This window comes from Pseudomonas sp. AK-TSAG1-1, assembly GCF_056821665.1.
The window spans coordinates 3,050,587-3,067,002 of sequence record NZ_CM165965.1; the positions used below are offsets into that span (position 1 = coordinate 3,050,587).

The 16,416-nt window shown below is 60.8% G+C and carries 12 protein-coding genes; 3 read left to right on the forward strand and 9 right to left on the reverse strand.

Going from position 1 to position 16,416, the window contains the following annotated elements:
• Positions 1 to 11: 11 nt before the first annotated feature.
• From AC1UK9_RS13575 to AC1UK9_RS13600, 6 genes are all read right to left on the reverse strand, one after another.
• Positions 12 to 938 (reverse strand): GNAT family N-acetyltransferase, encoded by a 927-nt coding sequence (locus AC1UK9_RS13575; RefSeq protein WP_482580477.1) that lies wholly within the window; start codon positions 936 to 938, stop codon positions 12 to 14.
• Positions 938 to 2,227 carry a phenylacetate--CoA ligase family protein gene (locus AC1UK9_RS13580; RefSeq protein WP_482580403.1) on the reverse strand — a complete coding sequence of 430 codons (1,290 nt, stop codon included), beginning with the start codon at positions 2,225 to 2,227 and terminating at the stop codon, positions 938 to 940. The genes AC1UK9_RS13575 and AC1UK9_RS13580 overlap by 1 nt, the downstream gene beginning before the upstream one ends.
• 47 nt (positions 2,228 to 2,274) lie before the next feature.
• The gene (locus AC1UK9_RS13585) at positions 2,275 to 4,677 is read right to left on the reverse strand and encodes an aldehyde dehydrogenase family protein (protein ID WP_482580404.1); all 2,403 of its coding nucleotides are present in this window, start codon (positions 4,675 to 4,677) and stop codon (positions 2,275 to 2,277) included.
• Between the two features lies 1 nt (position 4,678).
• Positions 4,679 to 5,809 carry a LuxE/PaaK family acyltransferase gene (locus tag AC1UK9_RS13590; RefSeq protein ID WP_482580406.1) on the reverse strand — a complete coding sequence of 377 codons (1,131 nt, stop codon included), beginning with the start codon at positions 5,807 to 5,809 and terminating at the stop codon, positions 4,679 to 4,681.
• A gap of 9 nt (positions 5,810 to 5,818) precedes the next feature.
• On the reverse strand, positions 5,819 to 7,075 hold the full coding sequence (locus AC1UK9_RS13595; protein ID WP_482580407.1) for an MFS transporter: 1,257 nt from the start codon (positions 7,073 to 7,075) through the stop codon (positions 5,819 to 5,821).
• A 262-nt stretch (positions 7,076 to 7,337) separates the two neighbouring features.
• On the reverse strand, positions 7,338 to 7,472 hold the full coding sequence (locus AC1UK9_RS13600) for a hypothetical protein (protein WP_007961861.1): 135 nt from the start codon (positions 7,470 to 7,472) through the stop codon (positions 7,338 to 7,340).
• A gap of 157 nt (positions 7,473 to 7,629) precedes the next feature.
• Here AC1UK9_RS13600 and AC1UK9_RS13605 point away from each other — a divergent pair, with 157 nt between their 5' ends.
• The gene (locus tag AC1UK9_RS13605) at positions 7,630 to 7,818 is read left to right on the forward strand and encodes a hypothetical protein (RefSeq protein WP_025109975.1); all 189 of its coding nucleotides are present in this window, start codon (positions 7,630 to 7,632) and stop codon (positions 7,816 to 7,818) included.
• 18 nt (positions 7,819 to 7,836) lie between these two features.
• On the opposite strand, the gene AC1UK9_RS13610 is transcribed toward AC1UK9_RS13605, so the two are convergent.
• A complete protein-coding gene (locus tag AC1UK9_RS13610; protein WP_025109974.1) occupies positions 7,837 to 8,214 on the reverse strand; it encodes a fe2+ zn2+ uptake regulation protein in 378 nt (125 codons plus the stop codon).
• A gap of 277 nt (positions 8,215 to 8,491) precedes the next feature.
• Between AC1UK9_RS13610 and pvdQ the strand changes: the two genes are divergently transcribed.
• Entirely contained in the window at positions 8,492 to 10,852 is a 2,361-nt protein-coding gene (gene pvdQ / locus AC1UK9_RS13615; protein WP_482580409.1) for a bifunctional acylase PvdQ, read from the forward strand.
• A 73-nt stretch (positions 10,853 to 10,925) separates the two neighbouring features.
• On the opposite strand, the gene AC1UK9_RS13620 is transcribed toward pvdQ, so the two are convergent.
• Positions 10,926 to 11,933, reverse strand: a complete 1,008-nt coding sequence (locus AC1UK9_RS13620) for a FecR family protein (protein ID WP_473015662.1) — start codon at positions 11,931 to 11,933, stop codon at positions 10,926 to 10,928.
• 152 nt (positions 11,934 to 12,085) lie between these two features.
• Here AC1UK9_RS13620 and AC1UK9_RS13625 point away from each other — a divergent pair, with 152 nt between their 5' ends.
• Positions 12,086 to 12,355 (forward strand): PepSY domain-containing protein, encoded by a 270-nt coding sequence (locus AC1UK9_RS13625; RefSeq protein WP_025109971.1) that lies wholly within the window; start codon positions 12,086 to 12,088, stop codon positions 12,353 to 12,355.
• A 53-nt stretch (positions 12,356 to 12,408) separates the two neighbouring features.
• Here the strand turns inward: AC1UK9_RS13625 and AC1UK9_RS13630 are convergent, their stop codons facing one another.
• The gene (locus AC1UK9_RS13630) at positions 12,409 to 16,371 is read right to left on the reverse strand and encodes a dermonecrotic toxin domain-containing protein (RefSeq protein WP_482580410.1); all 3,963 of its coding nucleotides are present in this window, start codon (positions 16,369 to 16,371) and stop codon (positions 12,409 to 12,411) included.
• Positions 16,372 to 16,416: the final 45 nt, after the last annotated feature.

A 16,416-nucleotide genomic window follows, 5' to 3' on the forward strand; every position in this document is an offset into this window, starting at 1 on the left:
CGTTTTCATGTCTACTGCGGTTTGATTTCACGGGTCTGTCGGATTTGTTCCTGCAGGCGTTGCATGTGTGAGCAATGCAACGTCAGCGCGGGTTGCTGATAGCCGCGATGAAACAGTGCCAGCCAGCCTTCGGTACGGTCATCCGGGGCGATCCCGGTGAAGATGAAACCCACGGCAGCCAGTTTGTGCAATGCACTGGCAAACCCCTCGGCGAGTCTGAGCCGAAGCGAAATCAGCCACTGCGCCGGCAGTTGATCCAACTGCTGAAACAGGTCGTCCTCGAGTGCCTTCAACACCATGTCATAACGCCCCGATGCATATTCAAAATGCACCTTCGGGCCTTTCCAGGGTGCAGCGTTGTCTGTGGTGCCAAACGCTGTCTCCAGGTGCAGCATCAACTCGCGACAGGCCTCTGGCCAGACCAGCTTCGGCAATGGACGTCGATAGCCGTCGATGCAGCAGTGGCCGACAATGATCGTCTCCCGTCCCGGCCCTCCAAAGGGCGTGGCCACGTAGTCCGGTAACAAGCCGCAACTGTGAAAGCCGAGACCGGCGGCCATGCGCTGCGTGTACGGGTGCTGCGTCACCTGTTTGATCGTGACGCCCCGGCAATCAAGTGCCTGAGCATGAATCAGCAACTGCTGGCCTAATAGTGTGGCGATGTTCTGTCCGCGAGTCTCGGGGTGTACCACGCTCAACGCCAGTTCTGCCGTCAGTGAATGGCTGGCCGCCTGGCGAAACAACGTGGCGTGCCCGCAGATTTTGTCGCTCATCAGCGCCACTAACGAGTGCCAGCGACCTTCGCGGTGGTTTTGGCTGATCATCCAGGGCAGATAGACGTGCGGTTGCACATAATGGTCGCCGTAGACTTCCCGGAACAGGCAATTGACCGCCGCTGCATCGTCGATCCGATAGCGGCGCAAGGTTACCGCATCCATCATTCTTGCCTCAGGCACGGGGTGCCATATTCGCGCCGGTCGACGACCCGCTGTCGCTTGCCGGAGCGCGGATGACACGCCAGTTCGTCGTTAGCGCAGTCGATCACGTGCAGGTCGAGCAGATGTTCGGCGTGCATCTGCTCGATCAAAGGGTATTGGTCAATCAGTGCGCTGCGCAGCCTTGTGGTCGTCAGGGCGATATCAGACGTTTGCGTGCCCGGTACCCAACGCAGACTCAGCAGGTCTTTCTTTCCCTGTTGTTCGATGAGCAGTTGCCAGTCATCACTGGCACCGTGGGCACGGACCAACTCGTCGATATCCCCCGTGTCCAGACTCAAAACGCCTACCCGCACACGCTGGCTGTGCATGCTGCGGCCCGCCAGGGCAAATTTGCGCAGGGGTGTCCCGGCGGGTTCGCGCCAGCAGGCCAGGTCGCCGACCGGGTAGCGAATCACTGGCATCAGACGCCGCGTCAGGTTGGTCAGTACCAGTCGGCCATTGCGATTGCACTCTTCGATGATCTCCCCGGTCACTTCATCGATGATCTCCAGCACACTGTGGGTTGCCAGCATTCGGTGTTCGCCCAGGAGGCAATCGCGGGTGCTGATACCGATCAGCCCTGCATCGACGCTGGCGTAGCCGATGGAGGCTGTGCGAGCGTTCGGGAACACCCGGCCGAGCAATTGCAGTTGCGCGGGGAACAGGCTTTCACCGCCATAGAGCAGCGTTTCGACAACCTCCAGTGTCCGTGACTGACGCTCAAGCCAGGCGGCGAACGTCAGCAGTTGGGCGGGTACGCCCGCCAGTGCGTTGATGCGATAGGCAACGATCGAGTCGGCCAGTACACCGCTGTTGACCTCCCCGGTGAACGGAAACTCGCAGACGGGTGTCTCGACATGGGCCAGCGCATCGTGGACGAAGATGAAACTCGCATACAGGTCGCCGACGAAAAACAGATTGGCAACCCGGTCGCCGGGGTTCAGTTGTGCCGTGAGGTGGCGGCCGAAATCGCGCACCAGGGTTTGCCATTCCGCGCGGGTGAATAGCGACAGTTTGCCGGCGCCGGTGGTGCCCCCGGTCTTGAAGATCAGCGCATCGTGCAGGGGGCCGGTCAGTACCGGCCATTGGTCTGGGCGCTGGCTGTCGCGCCAGTAATGCGCAGGGTCGATCACGGGCAGTTCGGCCAATGCGCTGATGGGTGTTGCGACGTGCTGGAAGTGCTCGCGCCAATAATCGGAATGCTGGCGGGCGAAGTTGAGCAGGGTGGTCAATTCAACGGTTGTGTTCATGATCGTTTCTTATAAAAGGGCGGAGGGCCGCGTGCAGGTACCTGCGGTCAGCGGCGCTGGTCAATCAGCAGCGGTGTCTTGCCGCTGTGCCTGTTGCGGGAGAACTGCTCGACGGCACATTGCTCGACGTCCACGGTGAGCAGGCCGGTCTGCACCAACGATGTCAGCTTCGGGTACGCCTGCAGTTGTCGATCGGTCTCTTGCGGTGCCTGAGGGCTGCGCAAACGCATGCGCTCCAGGCCCTCGGGGCCGTGATCGAGGATTAGCTGAAAGGGTGCTTGTAGGTGCTGCGCCAGCGTCGTCAACGAAATGAAGTCGGTGCCGATGCGCAGCAACTTGCCGTGGCGCCCCAGCAGTTCGAAGCGCGGCGAAGGCAGGCCGCATTCACACGGGCCAGGCAGCCAGCGCCCGCTGTCACCGAGGTCATAACGCCGCACGGAGTGGCCCTGACGTGCCCGAGAAGTCACCAGCAAACGACCGGATTCGCCATCACTGACGGGGCTGTCATGATCAAAGTCGACGATTTCCAAGTGCTGGATGTCGCTCATCAGGTGAAAGACGCCATCAGGCGTGGCGTGACAGGCGTGACCCAGGGGGCCTGCATCGACGCTGCCGTAAAGCGCCGAACGAATCAGACCGACGCCGCAGCTTTGCAGCAACTCACGGGTGTGCTCACTCAGGTGTTCGCCGCCGAGAAAGACTTTGCTGATGGCGCCGTAGCGGCGCAGTGTCGGTTGCTCGTTGAGGAACAGTCGGTGCAGGGTGCCGGGCATGCCGATCAGCACGGTGATCTGCTGTTCGACGATGATTTGCGCAATCTCGCGGTAATCGTCATCCGCCGGTGCGCCCATCGGCCAATGCCTGGCCTCGAGTTGTTCCAGCACTTTGCTGAAACTGGAAAAACCGCCGTATAGCCCACCGCTGAAGAACAGGTTCATGACCCTGTCCCGCGCTGGGTCCAGGCCTGCTGCAAACAGGCCGTCGGCAGCGGCACGCATCTGGCGCTGGAAATCGTCGTGGCTGAAGCCCGAAAGGACCGGTGCGCCGCTGCTGCCCCCGGAACGAAAATACAGCTGCGCCGTCGGATCGGGCGGCTGATCGGCGAAGGTTTGCTTGTCCATGATCGATACGTCGCAAAGCGCAGGCGGCGCAGGCTGGCGATCAAGCGTGGCATGGCTCGACAGCATGCCCGGCGGCAGACTGACCGATACCCTTCGGCTCAGGCGTTGCAGGGCGTAGACACCGTCATGCGGTTCGCCGTCGTAGCCATCGTGGATTGCGCCAATCGGGGCAATGCGGGTGACACCGGCGGCAATCAGCGTTTGTGCCAGTTCGCCGACCTGCGTCGGTGCACACACCAAGGCACAGCTCTGCAACACGTTGCGCCAGGGTAGCAGCGTGCCGGCAAGCAGTTCGCGGGGGACGGGCTTGAGCAGCAGGCTGCGAAACAGCGCAGAGGGTTCAAGCTGGCGGTCGTGGCTCCAGATCACTCGCCAGCCGCGCGCATTCCAGACCCGGCCGGTTTGCCCGGTAAAACTCTGCGCCAGCCGCGCCATCGCCATACTGGTGATGATCTGCGAAGCTTCCTCAGGCGTCGGGGTGAGGGCTGGCCATTGTCCGGCACGGCGTTCGAACGCCTCGGCCAGTTGCGTGCCAATGCCTTCCATAACGGCCGGCTCGTCACTGTCCACCAGCAGCCATTGCGGACTGGAACAGGCTTGTTGATCAAGGCGACAAACCTCATCGACGATGGCATCAAGCACTGCCGGCGAAAGCGTATCCGGGGTCAGATAGGCGAAACTGATACGGTGGCCCCAATCGATCCAGCGGCAGCCTGGCGCAAGCTGCTGGCGGATCGCGTGCAATGCACGTTCGCCACCCCAGGCGGCGACACCGTTGGCGTGTTTGCACAGTTGGCCGATTTGTCCGGTGGTCGTCGGCAGCACCGCCACGTAGCCCGCGAGTTGCCCGCTCGGATCGCATTCAAGCAGCGCCTGGAGCAATTGCGCGGTGAAGCCGCCGTCGCTGCTGCTGGGGCGCAACCAGTTGACGTTACCGCTCAACAGGCTCTCCAACACCGCACAGAACGCCAGCAATGGAGCATTGGCCGGGGTGATGTGCACCACCAGACCCAGCGGGCTCCAGCGCTCGAAGCGTGACTGGCGATAGTCGATGCGGCGTAGCGAATCGGGTTGCCGACCGAGCTCGCGATCAAGCTTGGTCTGCAGCGCGGCAGGCTGGCAGAAATCGATCAGTGCCTGACGTTGCCCGGCATCGAGCGCCGACACCGACGTCTGATGCTGCAGGCGTTCGGCGAAGGCTTCGGTGGCCGCCAGCAGCGTGCTGGTTTCAAGCGGTGTCTGCAGCCGCTGGGGTAATTCCAGGTGCAGTTGCTGCAAAACGCTGTCGAGGTTGCCGTCGCTGCGCAGTTGTCCATTGATCAAGAACATGTCAGTGCCTCCCCAGCAGTTCGGAGGCAGCCATGGCGCAACTCCTGGCGGCTGTAGTGCCGGCGCGGCCATGCAGTTCGAACCAGTCGCTGAGCAGTCCGCAGTCACAACGTGTGCCGGGGTGCAGCGTAGCAAGGTCGTTCATGACCACGGCGTGCGCCGGACTTGAGGATATGTACGGTGAGACCAGACTCAGCAAACCCCGCTGTCCATAGGGCAAGACGGAAAAATCCAGCGCGCTGCGCACGTAGACTTTTGAATAGACCGGCACATGAAAGTGGTGGTGAGCGCATTCGATGTAAGGCACCGCATGCTCGACCGCACCATAGCCATCGCGACAGTCTTGGGCGTCGATGCCCAGTTGTTGCTGGATCCGCGCGTACAGCTGTTGTTTGGGAACTTCCTCGGTGGCACGGGTTTTCCAGCCACCGCCGAAAAATGCCAGTGAGCCCGCCGGCAGTTGCAGATCCGCCACACCGGTGGCGCGCATGCGTTGCAGGGTTTCCCAGAGAAACGCCGGGAAGCCGAATATGCGTACCGGCAGGCCTTCTTCGGCAAACGCCTGCAAGGCTGAGATCACACCGAACAGATCAAACTGATGCCCGTCGCCATTGGTGCGCAGCGCATACACCAGCCGATTGACGGGGGCAAAGCGACACAGGAATTGATCGGTGAAGGAGGTGCCCAAGGTGATTGTTTGCTCTGGTTCGTAGCTTAGTAGCAGGTAATTGCAAGGCGTGTGCGGAGTGATCCAGCCGTACTGCGCGAAAATTCGTCCGACCATGTACTGCGCGGCCCCGAGGCTGCGCGAGTCGTAGCGCATGCGGCTCTTCTGCCCGCTGGTGCCAGAGGAGGTCAGTTCCAGTGCGTCTTCACCCGTGGGGCTTAGCAACAAGTGCTGCTTGAAGAAGCTGGCGAAAATCGGTGGCAGTTGCGCCCAGTCGTCCAGTGTGTCCAGCGCATCGATATCGATGGAGTGGGCGCTCAACCAATGGCCGTAACCGGGCGTATGGCTCGCGTGGAACCGTGTGATTTCAGCCATGGCCTGATTGAACAACCCCGTGGGTACGGAAGCCGGGCAATAGGGTTGCGGCAACGCGCATAACGCATCGCTGTGGGGGAATCGAGTCATCGAATATCCTTATTGATGGGTGTTTGGCGCGGCGGGCGCCGCAGGGTTGTTGCGCAGCAAGCAGTGGAGCAGGGGCAGGCACAGCAGACCGCCGAGGGCCGCCCACAGGGAGAAGGACTGGAGGCTCTCGCCGCCGCCAATGAGCGCAATCGATGATCCGCCGGCGCCCATCACGGCAATCGACAGCATGCCGATCATCGCCGAGACCAGACCTTTGCCTTCATCGCTGGAAAACAGTGCCAGCCGGTACAGCGCAGCGTTGCTCATGCCCAGCCCGAGCGCGTACGCAGCAAGACCGGCAACTGCCCATACCAGAGACGCTGATAACAGGGCTGCGGCGCTCAGCATCAGCAAGCCGAAGCAGAACGGCCATAACGACAGGCCGATCACCCGCAATAGCGTGTGCGTGGTCAGCAATCGATCCAGCAGCAGATTGCCGATGATCACCGCCGAGAACACCGGGATCTGCCACAGGCCATATTCCAGCGCAGACAATTCCAGGCGCTGCATCAGCAGCACCGGGGCCAGCCCGATCCAGGCAATCAGGGGCAAACTCATCAAGCCCAGCGCCAGGCTGCTGCCGACGAATCGGCGGTTGCGCAGCAGTACGAGGTAACGGTGGCGGAGTTGCCTGAACGAGAACGCTGCAGGTGCCTGTTGCTGCCCGTCGCGCCGCACCACACCGATGGTTTCCGGCATCCAGACCAACAGACCGAGCCAGACCACGGCACTCGCCGCCCCCAGGCCGAGAAACAGCTGCCGCCAGTTCAGCCATTCCAGCAACAAGCTGCCGAGCAACGGCCCGAGCAGTGGCGACAACAGCGCCACGTTGCCCAGCAAGGCCATGAGCCGCACCGCGTCGGCTTCGCAGAACACCTCCTGCAACGTCGGATAGCTGACGGCAACCACGAAGCCCAGGCCCATGCCTTGAATCAGGCGCAACGCGTTGAACGCTTCAATGCGCTGCGTCATGACCGCAGCGCCGCACGCCAGGCCGAACAGCGCACAGCCGAGCAACAACAAGCGCCGTCTGCCATAACGGTCGGAGAGAGGGCCGATCAGCCACTGCAGGCAGACGCCGCCGATCAGGTACAAATTGAAGGCGTTGGGTACATGCCGGGCATCGGCGTTGAATTCGTCGGTCACCGTCAGCATGGCGGGCATGATCATGTCGCTCGCCATGTACGTGATCAATTCAAAAGCGGTAATGGCCAGGCAGAATCCAATTATCTGCACCGGTCTCATTACGATCAAAGTTCTCTGCATGACATCCCTGTTCCATTGATCGAGAAAGTCCGCAGAGACTAGAGGCGGAGTCGTCGCAGCCTCTAATGCTTTGCTGCGACATGAAATTTCAAATACTTACAACGTATTTAAGTGACTCGGTGCCCGTCGGGTATCGGTGCTTTTCCGGGGGTGGCGCGCGCAAAAAAATGCCCGCCGGGCGGCGGGCATGGTGGTTGCTGAAAAGACTTGTGGTGTTTCTCGGCCGGTACTTCAGGCGTATCGGCAGGCGAACAATCCTGTTCTATCGATGGTAATAACCGGGGCCTTCCTGGTAGCGATGGTGATCGTCATGCCAGCCTCCGTGGGGAAAAATGATGCAGCCACTCAAGGTCAGTACGGCAAGGACGGGAATCAGCCAGGTGATTCGACGGAACATTTCAAAGATCCTCATGGTTACGCCGTCATGAAGCCAAAACTCTTCATCGGCTGTAACATGAGACCGCGTTTGCCCCGGCCCATCCCCGTGACACGGTATGTGCATGGCATGCAATCGGATACAAACCGGATACATTTGAAAGTTTCAGGAACCCGCAATGACCCAGAAGCAACGTTTGAAATACTCGATACTGATCGCCCTGTCGGTGCTGGCGATCATGCTCGGCCTGTCCTGGCTGCAGAACGCCGGGATGATCAGCGAGAAGATGTTCCAGTACATCGCCATCGGCGTGGCGGTGGTCGTGGTGGTGATCAACGGGGTGATGCGCCGCAAGGTCAAACCCTGACGGCGATCGCGGGACGCTTCAATCGTGATTGAGCACTGCAGCAGCCTGTGGATGCAGGCTGTAACTCTTGTCCGGGTTGAAGGTGACGACACCTTCGGCGCACAGACGCTTCAATACTTCGCGCACACTGAGAAACGACAGCGGGACGTCCAGGTCCAGCAGTTGGCTGTGCACGCCGCGCACGCCAAGGCGTCGATCGCTTTGCGCGGCGACCAGCAGGGCGTCGATGACTTTAAGACGAATCAGGCTGGTACGCAGGCCAAAGCTTTTGAGCAGCAGGCGAATGCGCTCATTGCCCTGTCGCTCGGGGCTGGGTGCGAAACTGCTCGCGCGGGGGCTCATGGAAGCTCCTTGTGACGCCTGGCTACCGTCCGTTGGTAGTTGCGAGTTGTACATGGGGTTACTCCTTTTCAGAGCCTGATCAGGAAACGTTTTGGCAGCTCTCACTGAACAAGACGTTTCAGCACGGCGAATCATGAAAGGAAATATGTAGAAATTTTGTCGCTTATTCGTTGTTTTCCCGTAACCACTGGATTGTCCGGTGGGTGCGCGGCCTAAATTTTTCCCCCCGGATTCGTTTCCTGATCAGCCACCTTGCGCCCAGGCGCATGCGTCAACTTCAGACTGGATCCGGCGCACGCGTCGATCCTTGTCCTATCGATCAGGAGCGTGTGTGATTATTTCCAGACAGTTAACCGGGCTGGCCTTTGCCGGCGCGTTCCTCGGGCTCAGTCTGTCGGCCCATGCGTTCAGTCCCGCCACTCAGGCCAGTGCTGCTCAGGCCAGCGCCGAGATTCGCCGCACCGGGTTTGGCGTGCCGCACATCCGGGCAGAAAACGAGCGGGGCCTGGGCTTCGGCATCGGTTACGCCTACGCCCAGGACAACCTGTGCCTGCTGGCCAACGAGATCGTCACGGTCAATGGTCAGCGCTCGCGTTATTTCGGCCCGGACCAGTTCACCGTCGAGGAGCGCGAAAACCGCGTCAGCGATGTGTTCTTCGCCTGGCTCAATACCCCGCAGGCAGTCGCCGCGTTCTGGCAGGCACAACCCACGCAAGTGCGCGAGCTGGTAGAAGGCTATGCCGCAGGCTACAACCGCTACCTCGCCGAGCGTCGCCAGCAGGGTTTGCCGCAGCAGTGCCAAGGTGAATGGGTGCGCGAGATCGCCGCCGAGGACCTGGTGAAACTCACGCGTCGGCTGCTGGTCGAGGGCGGGGTCGGGCAGTTCGCCGAGGCGTTGGCCGGCGCAACACCGCCGCAGGCGTCGGCACAGATCGACAGCAATGCACACGCCTATCAGGTCGCGGACGCGCGCATGCAGCGCTTCGCTCTGGATCGCGGCAGCAACGCCGTGGCGGTCGGCAGCGAGCGCTCGTTCAACGGTCGCGGCATGCTGCTGGCCAATCCGCATTTTCCGTGGGTCGGCGGCATGCGTTTTTACCAGATGCACCTGACCATTCCCGGCAAACTCGACGTCATGGGCGCAGCATTGCCGGGGTTGCCGATGATCAATATCGGCTTCAACCAGCATCTGGCCTGGACCCACACGGTCGATTCATCCAAGCACTTCACCCTGTACCGCCTGCAACTTGATCCGAAAGACCCGACTCGCTACCTGCTCGACGGCAAATCGCTGCCGATGAGCAAGCAGACCGTGACCGTGCAGGTCAAACAGGCGGACGGTCAGGTTGTGCCGGTAGCGCGCGATGTCTACAGCTCGCAGTTCGGCCCGATCGTGCAATGGCCGGGCAAGCTCGACTGGGACCATCAGTACGCCTACAGCCTGCGCGATGCCAACCTGGGCAACGATCGCGTGCTGACCCAGTGGTACGCGATGAATCAGGCCGAAAACCTCAAGGATTTGCAGGATTCGGTACACAAGATCCAGGGCATCCCGTGGGTCAACACCCTGGCGGTGGATGAGAAGGGCCAGACGCTGTACATGAACCTGTCGGTGGTACCCAACGTCAGCGCTGACAAACTCGCCCGGTGCAGTGATCCGCGTGCGGGTTTGCAGATGATTGTGCTGGACGGTTCGCACAGCGCCTGCGCGTGGGATATCGACCCACAAGCCGCGCAGCCGGGCATCTATGCCGCCAACCAGCTGCCGCAGCTGCTGCGCAAGGATTTCGTCCAGCATTCCAATGATTCGGCGTGGCTGGCAAACCCGGCGCAACCGCTGACCGGTTTCTCGCCGCTGATCAGCCAGGACGGCCAGCCACTGGGCCTGCGTGCGCGATTTGCTCTGGATCGCCTGAGCACGCTGGGCAAACAAGGGCCGGTGGCGTTCAAGGATCTGCAACAGATGGTGATGGATGACAACGTGTATCTGGCGACGCAGGTGCTGCCCGATCTGTTGAAGTTCTGCGCTGCCGATCTGGCTGCCGACGCGGCCGTACTGAAGCCGGTTTGCGCCGGCCTCAAGGGTTGGGACGGCCGGGCGAATCTGGATTCGGGCATCGGGCTGGTGCATTTCCAGAACATCATGCAGGCGTTGCTCGAGTCACCGGCTATCTGGCGGGTGCCGTTCGATCCGAAAGACCCGCAACACACGCCGCGCGGGCTGGCAATCGAACAACCGGCGGTGAGCAAGGCGCTGCGTGAAGCGATGCTGGCGTCTGCTGCTACCGCTGAGAAAACGGGGCTCAAGCCTGACACCCGCTGGGGTGATATTCAGGTGGTGAGCAGCGGTGCCCGGCAAACGGCAATTCACGGCGGGCCAGGGACGCTGGGCATCTACAACGCGATCCAGAGTGTGCCGCGTGAAGACGGCAAGCTCGAAGTGGTCAGCGGCACCAGCTATCTGCAAGTGGTGACATTCGACGACAAAGGCCCGCAGGCGCAGGGGCTGCTGGCGTTTTCCCTGTCCAGTGACCCGGCGTCGAAATACTCCCGGGACCAGACTGAAGCGTTTTCGAAGAAGCAGTGGAGCGTCATGCCCTTCACCGAGGCGCAGATCAAGGCTGACCCGCAGTATCAGGTGCAGGCCATTCGTGAGGCTGCGGTTCAGCCGGCCAAGGTGGCCGAGCAGTAAGCGATTGATTGAGGCCTGAACGAAAAAGCCGCTGCCCCCTGAAGAGGAGCAGCGGCTTTTTTGTTGTCAGGTTTCATGCTTCAGGTTTTGGTGGCTGGCGGGGCATCGAGTTGATCACCGGGTCACCCTCGGTGTTGCGGGTCAGGTAGACCGGCAGCACCTTGGGCAAGGTGTTGACCAGTCCGCCGAGCTCTTTGATGTTGTAGACGCCGCCGACGCGGATCGCTCCAGTACTGGCGTCAGCGAGCTTCAGCGGCTTGCTCAGGTATCGATTGATCAGTGGCAGGGCTTCGTTCAGTGCCAGGTTGTCCAGCACCAGTTTGCCGCTGCGCCAGGCCAGCGCGTTGTCGTTGGGGTAGGTCTGGCTGATCTGTGGCATGTAGTCGCCATGCCGGTACTGCGCCTGCATGGCCGGCCCCAGACGCAAGCCGTCGCCGGGCAGTGCTGCGTTGCTGGTTACCAGCACCGAGCCTTCGATCAGATTGACCCGCACCTGGTCTTCATAGAGCCAGACATTGAAGCGGGTGCCGGTCACGCGGATCTTGCCCTCGGCGGCCCGAACCACGAAGGGGTGGGTGAGGTCGTGACTGACCTCGAAAAACGCTTCACCTTTTTTCAGGGTGACCCGACGTTCGTCCTTGTAATTGCTGAAGGTCAGTTCGCTGTTGAGGTTGAGTTCGACCTGGCTGCCATCGTTCAACGTGACCTGACGGACATTGTCGGTGGCGGCGAAGTGCTGGTAGCTGTTGGGCAGCCAGCCAAGGTTCCAGCCGCTGTAGGCGGCCAGTGGCAACGCCAGGGCGCAGATGCTGGCGGCGATTGCGTAGCGCCGCCAGGCAAGGGCGGGTTTGTTCAGTGGCACATTCAGAGTCGGTTGCGGGCGTGGCAAATGCTCAGCGACGCCCCAGATTTCCAGCATCGCTTCATATTCGAAGGCATGCAGCGGATGGGCGTCGCGCCATTGCTCGAAAGCCAGACGCTCCTCGGCGGAACAATCGACAGCGTGCAGACGCATGCACCAGTGCGCGGCGGCATCGGTGATCGCATCGTATTCGGCTTCCGAGAGGGATTCTTGGGTCATTGACTCGTCCTGGTTTGCTGCATTCTAACCTTGCGGGCCAAGTGCCGAGAACAACCGTCATGGCAATTGCCCATCAAAGTGGAACTTATTTTTCCGTCTGGCGCCCAAAAACAGGACATCCGAGGAACATCATCCACAAATGGAGTGAAAAAATGATCAAAAGAACCTTTGCCGCTGTTATCGCCACTGCCGCCTTGTTCAGCGCGGGTGCCGCCATGGCCGACCGGCCAGGCGCAGGCTGGGTGACCATCGAGAAGGCTATCGAGATCGTCAAGACCAAGGCCGGTTATGTCGAAGTGTATGAGATCGAGGCAGACAACAATGGCTACTGGAAAGGCGAGGGCCGCAAGGCGGATGGCGTCGTCTACGAATTCCGCATCGATGGTGCTTCCGGCAACGTATTGCGCGATCAGAAAGACTGACGCTGACACGTAGCAGGCGCATGCGCAGGCCCATGGGCCTGCGTTTTTTTTGCTCAACTGAGCCCTTCAACAGGCTGAGTGAGCGGGTCGAGTTGTCGACCCATTTCACAGATCAGGAAAGCAATCGAGTCGGCATTGCGCAGGATCGTGTCGATGCGTGCGTCAGCGTTGCGCGGGTTCAGGAATGCCCTTCGCGCCTCCTCCATGGTCGTGCTGGCGGTGGCCTTGAGGATTTCCTTGCCGACGTGAGACAACCCGGGAATCGAGTCCACGCTCATCCATTCGCGCAGTGCGTGGCTCCAGACTGCGAACAGTTCTTCGCGGGGGGTTGCGAGCGACAGTGCTTCACGTTGAAAGCGTTTCTGGCTTTCTTTCATGGCTGCACCGTAACCGGTCACCGTTGCAATCAGATCGGTAAACGGACGCCGGGCCTCCAGCGAAGCAATGTCCACTGCCTTGCCAAACTGATGCGCGAATTCGTGGATCAGCGTCGACGCCTGGGCGTGGCCCTGAACATTGAACGGCTCGGTCAGACCGTCGCTGTACCAGTCGAGTCCTTGATTGAAGAAGTTCTCGGTGAAATGCACTTTGCGGCGTGAGTCGTCATCCAGCACAAAGGCGATCAGGCGGGTCTGTCGGTGTTTGTTCGAACCGACGACGAAGCGTTCGGTGTTCATCAGGTCTTCAGTCGGATCTACCAAGGCGTTGCAGATGGGCACGATGGCCTGTTTTATTTTCGCGAGCACATCGGCGTCGATTCGCGATACGTCAAAAAATGCCTTGAGGAAGGTATCCAGCCGAGTGCCGGGGGCATGGTTCTTCAGTTGGGCCAGGTTGTGCAGACTGTTAAAGGCGTAGTAGCGGGCCAGATCGACTGCCTGCTCCAGGGCACGGGCCTTTTCCGGGTGCCGGGCGCGGATTTCGGTCATGCCTTGGGCTTCGATGTTCAACCAGAGCCTGGTTTCCCGGTCGTTGGCAAGGCGGTTGTGCATTGTCGACAGCGCCTTGCCGAAATGGACCGTATGCTGATCCGGGTCGAGAACCAGTTGCCCAGACGCAGTGTGTTGCAACACCGGCCCGGCCTGATCGGCCCCCGTGATACGCCAGACCGCACCGGGCCGCTCCACCGGATAGACTTTGCCGGCGACGGCGGCGTAGCGGGTGTTATTCGCCACGTCCTGATAAGTGCCATCGGGCGGATTCGGGGTCAGGTCCTGCAAGGCAATTGTCGGCGTTTCGAACGTCTGCAATATCGTCCGGGCTGGGGCCGTTGGTTGGATCTCGGTCAAGTGGGGAGCACTGACAGGGGGCGCAAGCGGTGTTTGCTCAGGTGCAACCGGCGGCACCAGCTTTGACTCCAGTGACAAGCGCCCCAGCGAGATCATCTCCACGCCGCCGGCGATGAAGGTTGCCAGCGCGCGCGTCCAGTGATGGTCCTGCAGCGCTTCGGCAGAGTCGAGGAAGTCCTTGTAGCTTTGCCAGAGAAACTGCGCATAGGCCAGTTTGCCCGGGAGCAGTCCGCGGATCAGCTGGATGCCTTGACTGAACAGGGTTTTCACCGCCTCCCAGTCCGCATGGGCCGAAGGTATCGCATGACTGCCGAGCAATCGTTTCAGCAGCGGCAGGCTTTCATTGAAAAGATATTCAAGCGCATTGCCAGTGAATGCGGAGGAGGCCAGCGTCATTTCGCTCGTCTGGCCGGCGCTGGCCTTGAACAGGGCTGCAAAGCTCGATTGTTGATTCTGCGGCAAGCGCCGCAGCAGCGAGTTTTGCAAGGCACCTGGCAGGTTGAAGGCGGCGATGACGGCAGCATCGTTCTCGAATTCGCTGAACACGCGTTCACCGTGATACGGCGAATAAAGCACCTGTGGCCCGGCATGTCCGGACGCCGGGCCGATCAGATACAGCCCAAGCGCCTTGATCGCAGCAGCGCCTGCGGTCTTGATCAACTTTACCGGTCTGATCATGGCGTTCGCGCCCGCCACTGTCGCACGGGCGAGCGCATCGGGCATGTCCAGCACCTGGGTCAACAGATCGAAAGCCTTGCTCGAAAGATGCTGTTGCAGTTTGAGCTGATGGGCATGTTGCAGCAGTTGCCAGGGTAACTGGCGGATGAATCGTTGCTTGCGCTGCGCAGCGTTGGCGTCATTGTGGGTCAAGGTGGTGTAAATCGCATCGGCGAAAGCGCCAATATCCAGAGACAGCAGCAGGCTGCGTATCGCCTGCTGGTCGAGTCCGGCCGGCAGCATCTGCGCGTTGCCCGAGGTGATCTTGAAGCGGGTTTGCTCAGCGATATGGGGATGGATCAGAGCGAAGTCGACCAGGTTCACGGCCGGGCCGGCGAGGGCCCGCAGCGGGGTGATTTCGATGTGTTCCGGGTCAAGTTCCGGGGCCTGGAAACGGCTGCTCAGCAGGCTCTTGAGTCGGCGATGGATGTACTCGCGCAAGGTCGGCAAGCCATGCAGGTAATCCTTGCCATCGCTGGCGCTGTGGCGCCATTGCTCGAGCAGTTCAAGGTGCAATTGCTGTTCGTCGAGTGGGGCCATGCCTAGCCAGGTGGGCAGCGTCTGCTGCGTGTTGAGTGCCCTGGCCAGAGCGATCGCTCGCCGCAGATTGACGTTGATCAGTTGTCCGCTCAGCGCTCTGAGGGCTTGTTCCTCGCGGGGTGTTGTGAGCTTCAGGTTGCGCACCCGCTCGCAATGTTGGAGAAAGTGCTCGATGGCTGATTGCGTGCGGTTTTGCAGTACGTTGTCGTTGATCAGGTGCACAGGCCCCAACGTGTACCGTTGATGAAATCCGTTGATCAACGGTGAGAGGTTTTCCAACAGTGCCAGGCGCTTGTCAGGCTGGCACAGGCGCTGGTTCAACACCTGCCGGGCGCTGTCGATGGAAGCGAATACTTCCAGCCCCATGGCTGGCGACCACAACACTGTGCGCCCTGAGTGCTGTGCATCCAGTCCGCCGCGCTCTGTCAACAGGACGCAGTTGGCCAACGGTAGTTCGGTGTCCTGTCCCGTGGTCTGCACAGTCAGAGACCAGGCATCTGGCCGGAAGCCGTTGAGCCCGTTACGGCGCTGCTGGTCCGGTCGATTGGCGTTGAATACCGTGTCGACGATCGTTTGTTCGGCAAGCCGCTGGCTGCCGCCGAGGACACGCAGTCGCGCTTCACCCGTAACACCCACATAAAACGAATGCGCCAGTTTGGCCAGGATACCTTGCAGATGGCTGCGCTGTTGCACCGCGCTGGTGATTGGCTGCGCCGCGAACTCTTCGGCGATCGGCGGCAGCACGCTGTTGAACAACCTGATTTGCGTGGCAGCGACATCCGCCAGCAGCATTGAGGGTAGCTGGCTGCCAGTGATTGCCAGCCGGGTACTCCAGCGCCCCCCGGTATCGAGTTTGAGGAGTTGTTCGTGGAGCATCGAACGAATATCCAGTGCCTTGTCGAACAGGGCGGCGATATTGATTGCTCCGTCGCTGTGGCGGAACACCTGCAGGACATACTCGATGTTCTTGCGTTGCTTGGTGATGATGGCCTCCATCAGCCCCTTGAAGATCTCGCCGCCGAGCGGTTCGCCCGAGACATGCGGTTGATCGAACCCGATGAATCGCTGGCGCTCTTCAAGGCTCAACAGGCCGTACAGTTCATCGTCGTGGCCGGTCGTGTGGAATTTGCTCAGCAGCGTGTCCTTGAGGTCGTTGTAGTCCTCGAGTACCTGCAACCCCTGAGAGGGTGTGTACAGGCAGGCATCGGTGTGATTGAGCATCAGCGAGCCGGCCAGTTCGACGTGGTTGGGCGGGTATTGCCACAGGTGTACGGCTCCTAGAGCGCCTCGTCGTCCGGAGGTGCCGTGCGGGTCGATCCAGGCCAGCACGTTGTCGCATTTGTCGGCATCGATGATCCGGGCTTCACGTTTGAGCAGGATGTCGGCCCGGGCCTGTTCGCGCAGCACCCGACAGAAAAACTCCCGCCGTGAGGTGCCGTCGGCGCATACCGCATTCCAATAGGCCTCCATTCGTTCGTATAGCCGCACGAGCAACTGGCCAGACACGGTTTTTAC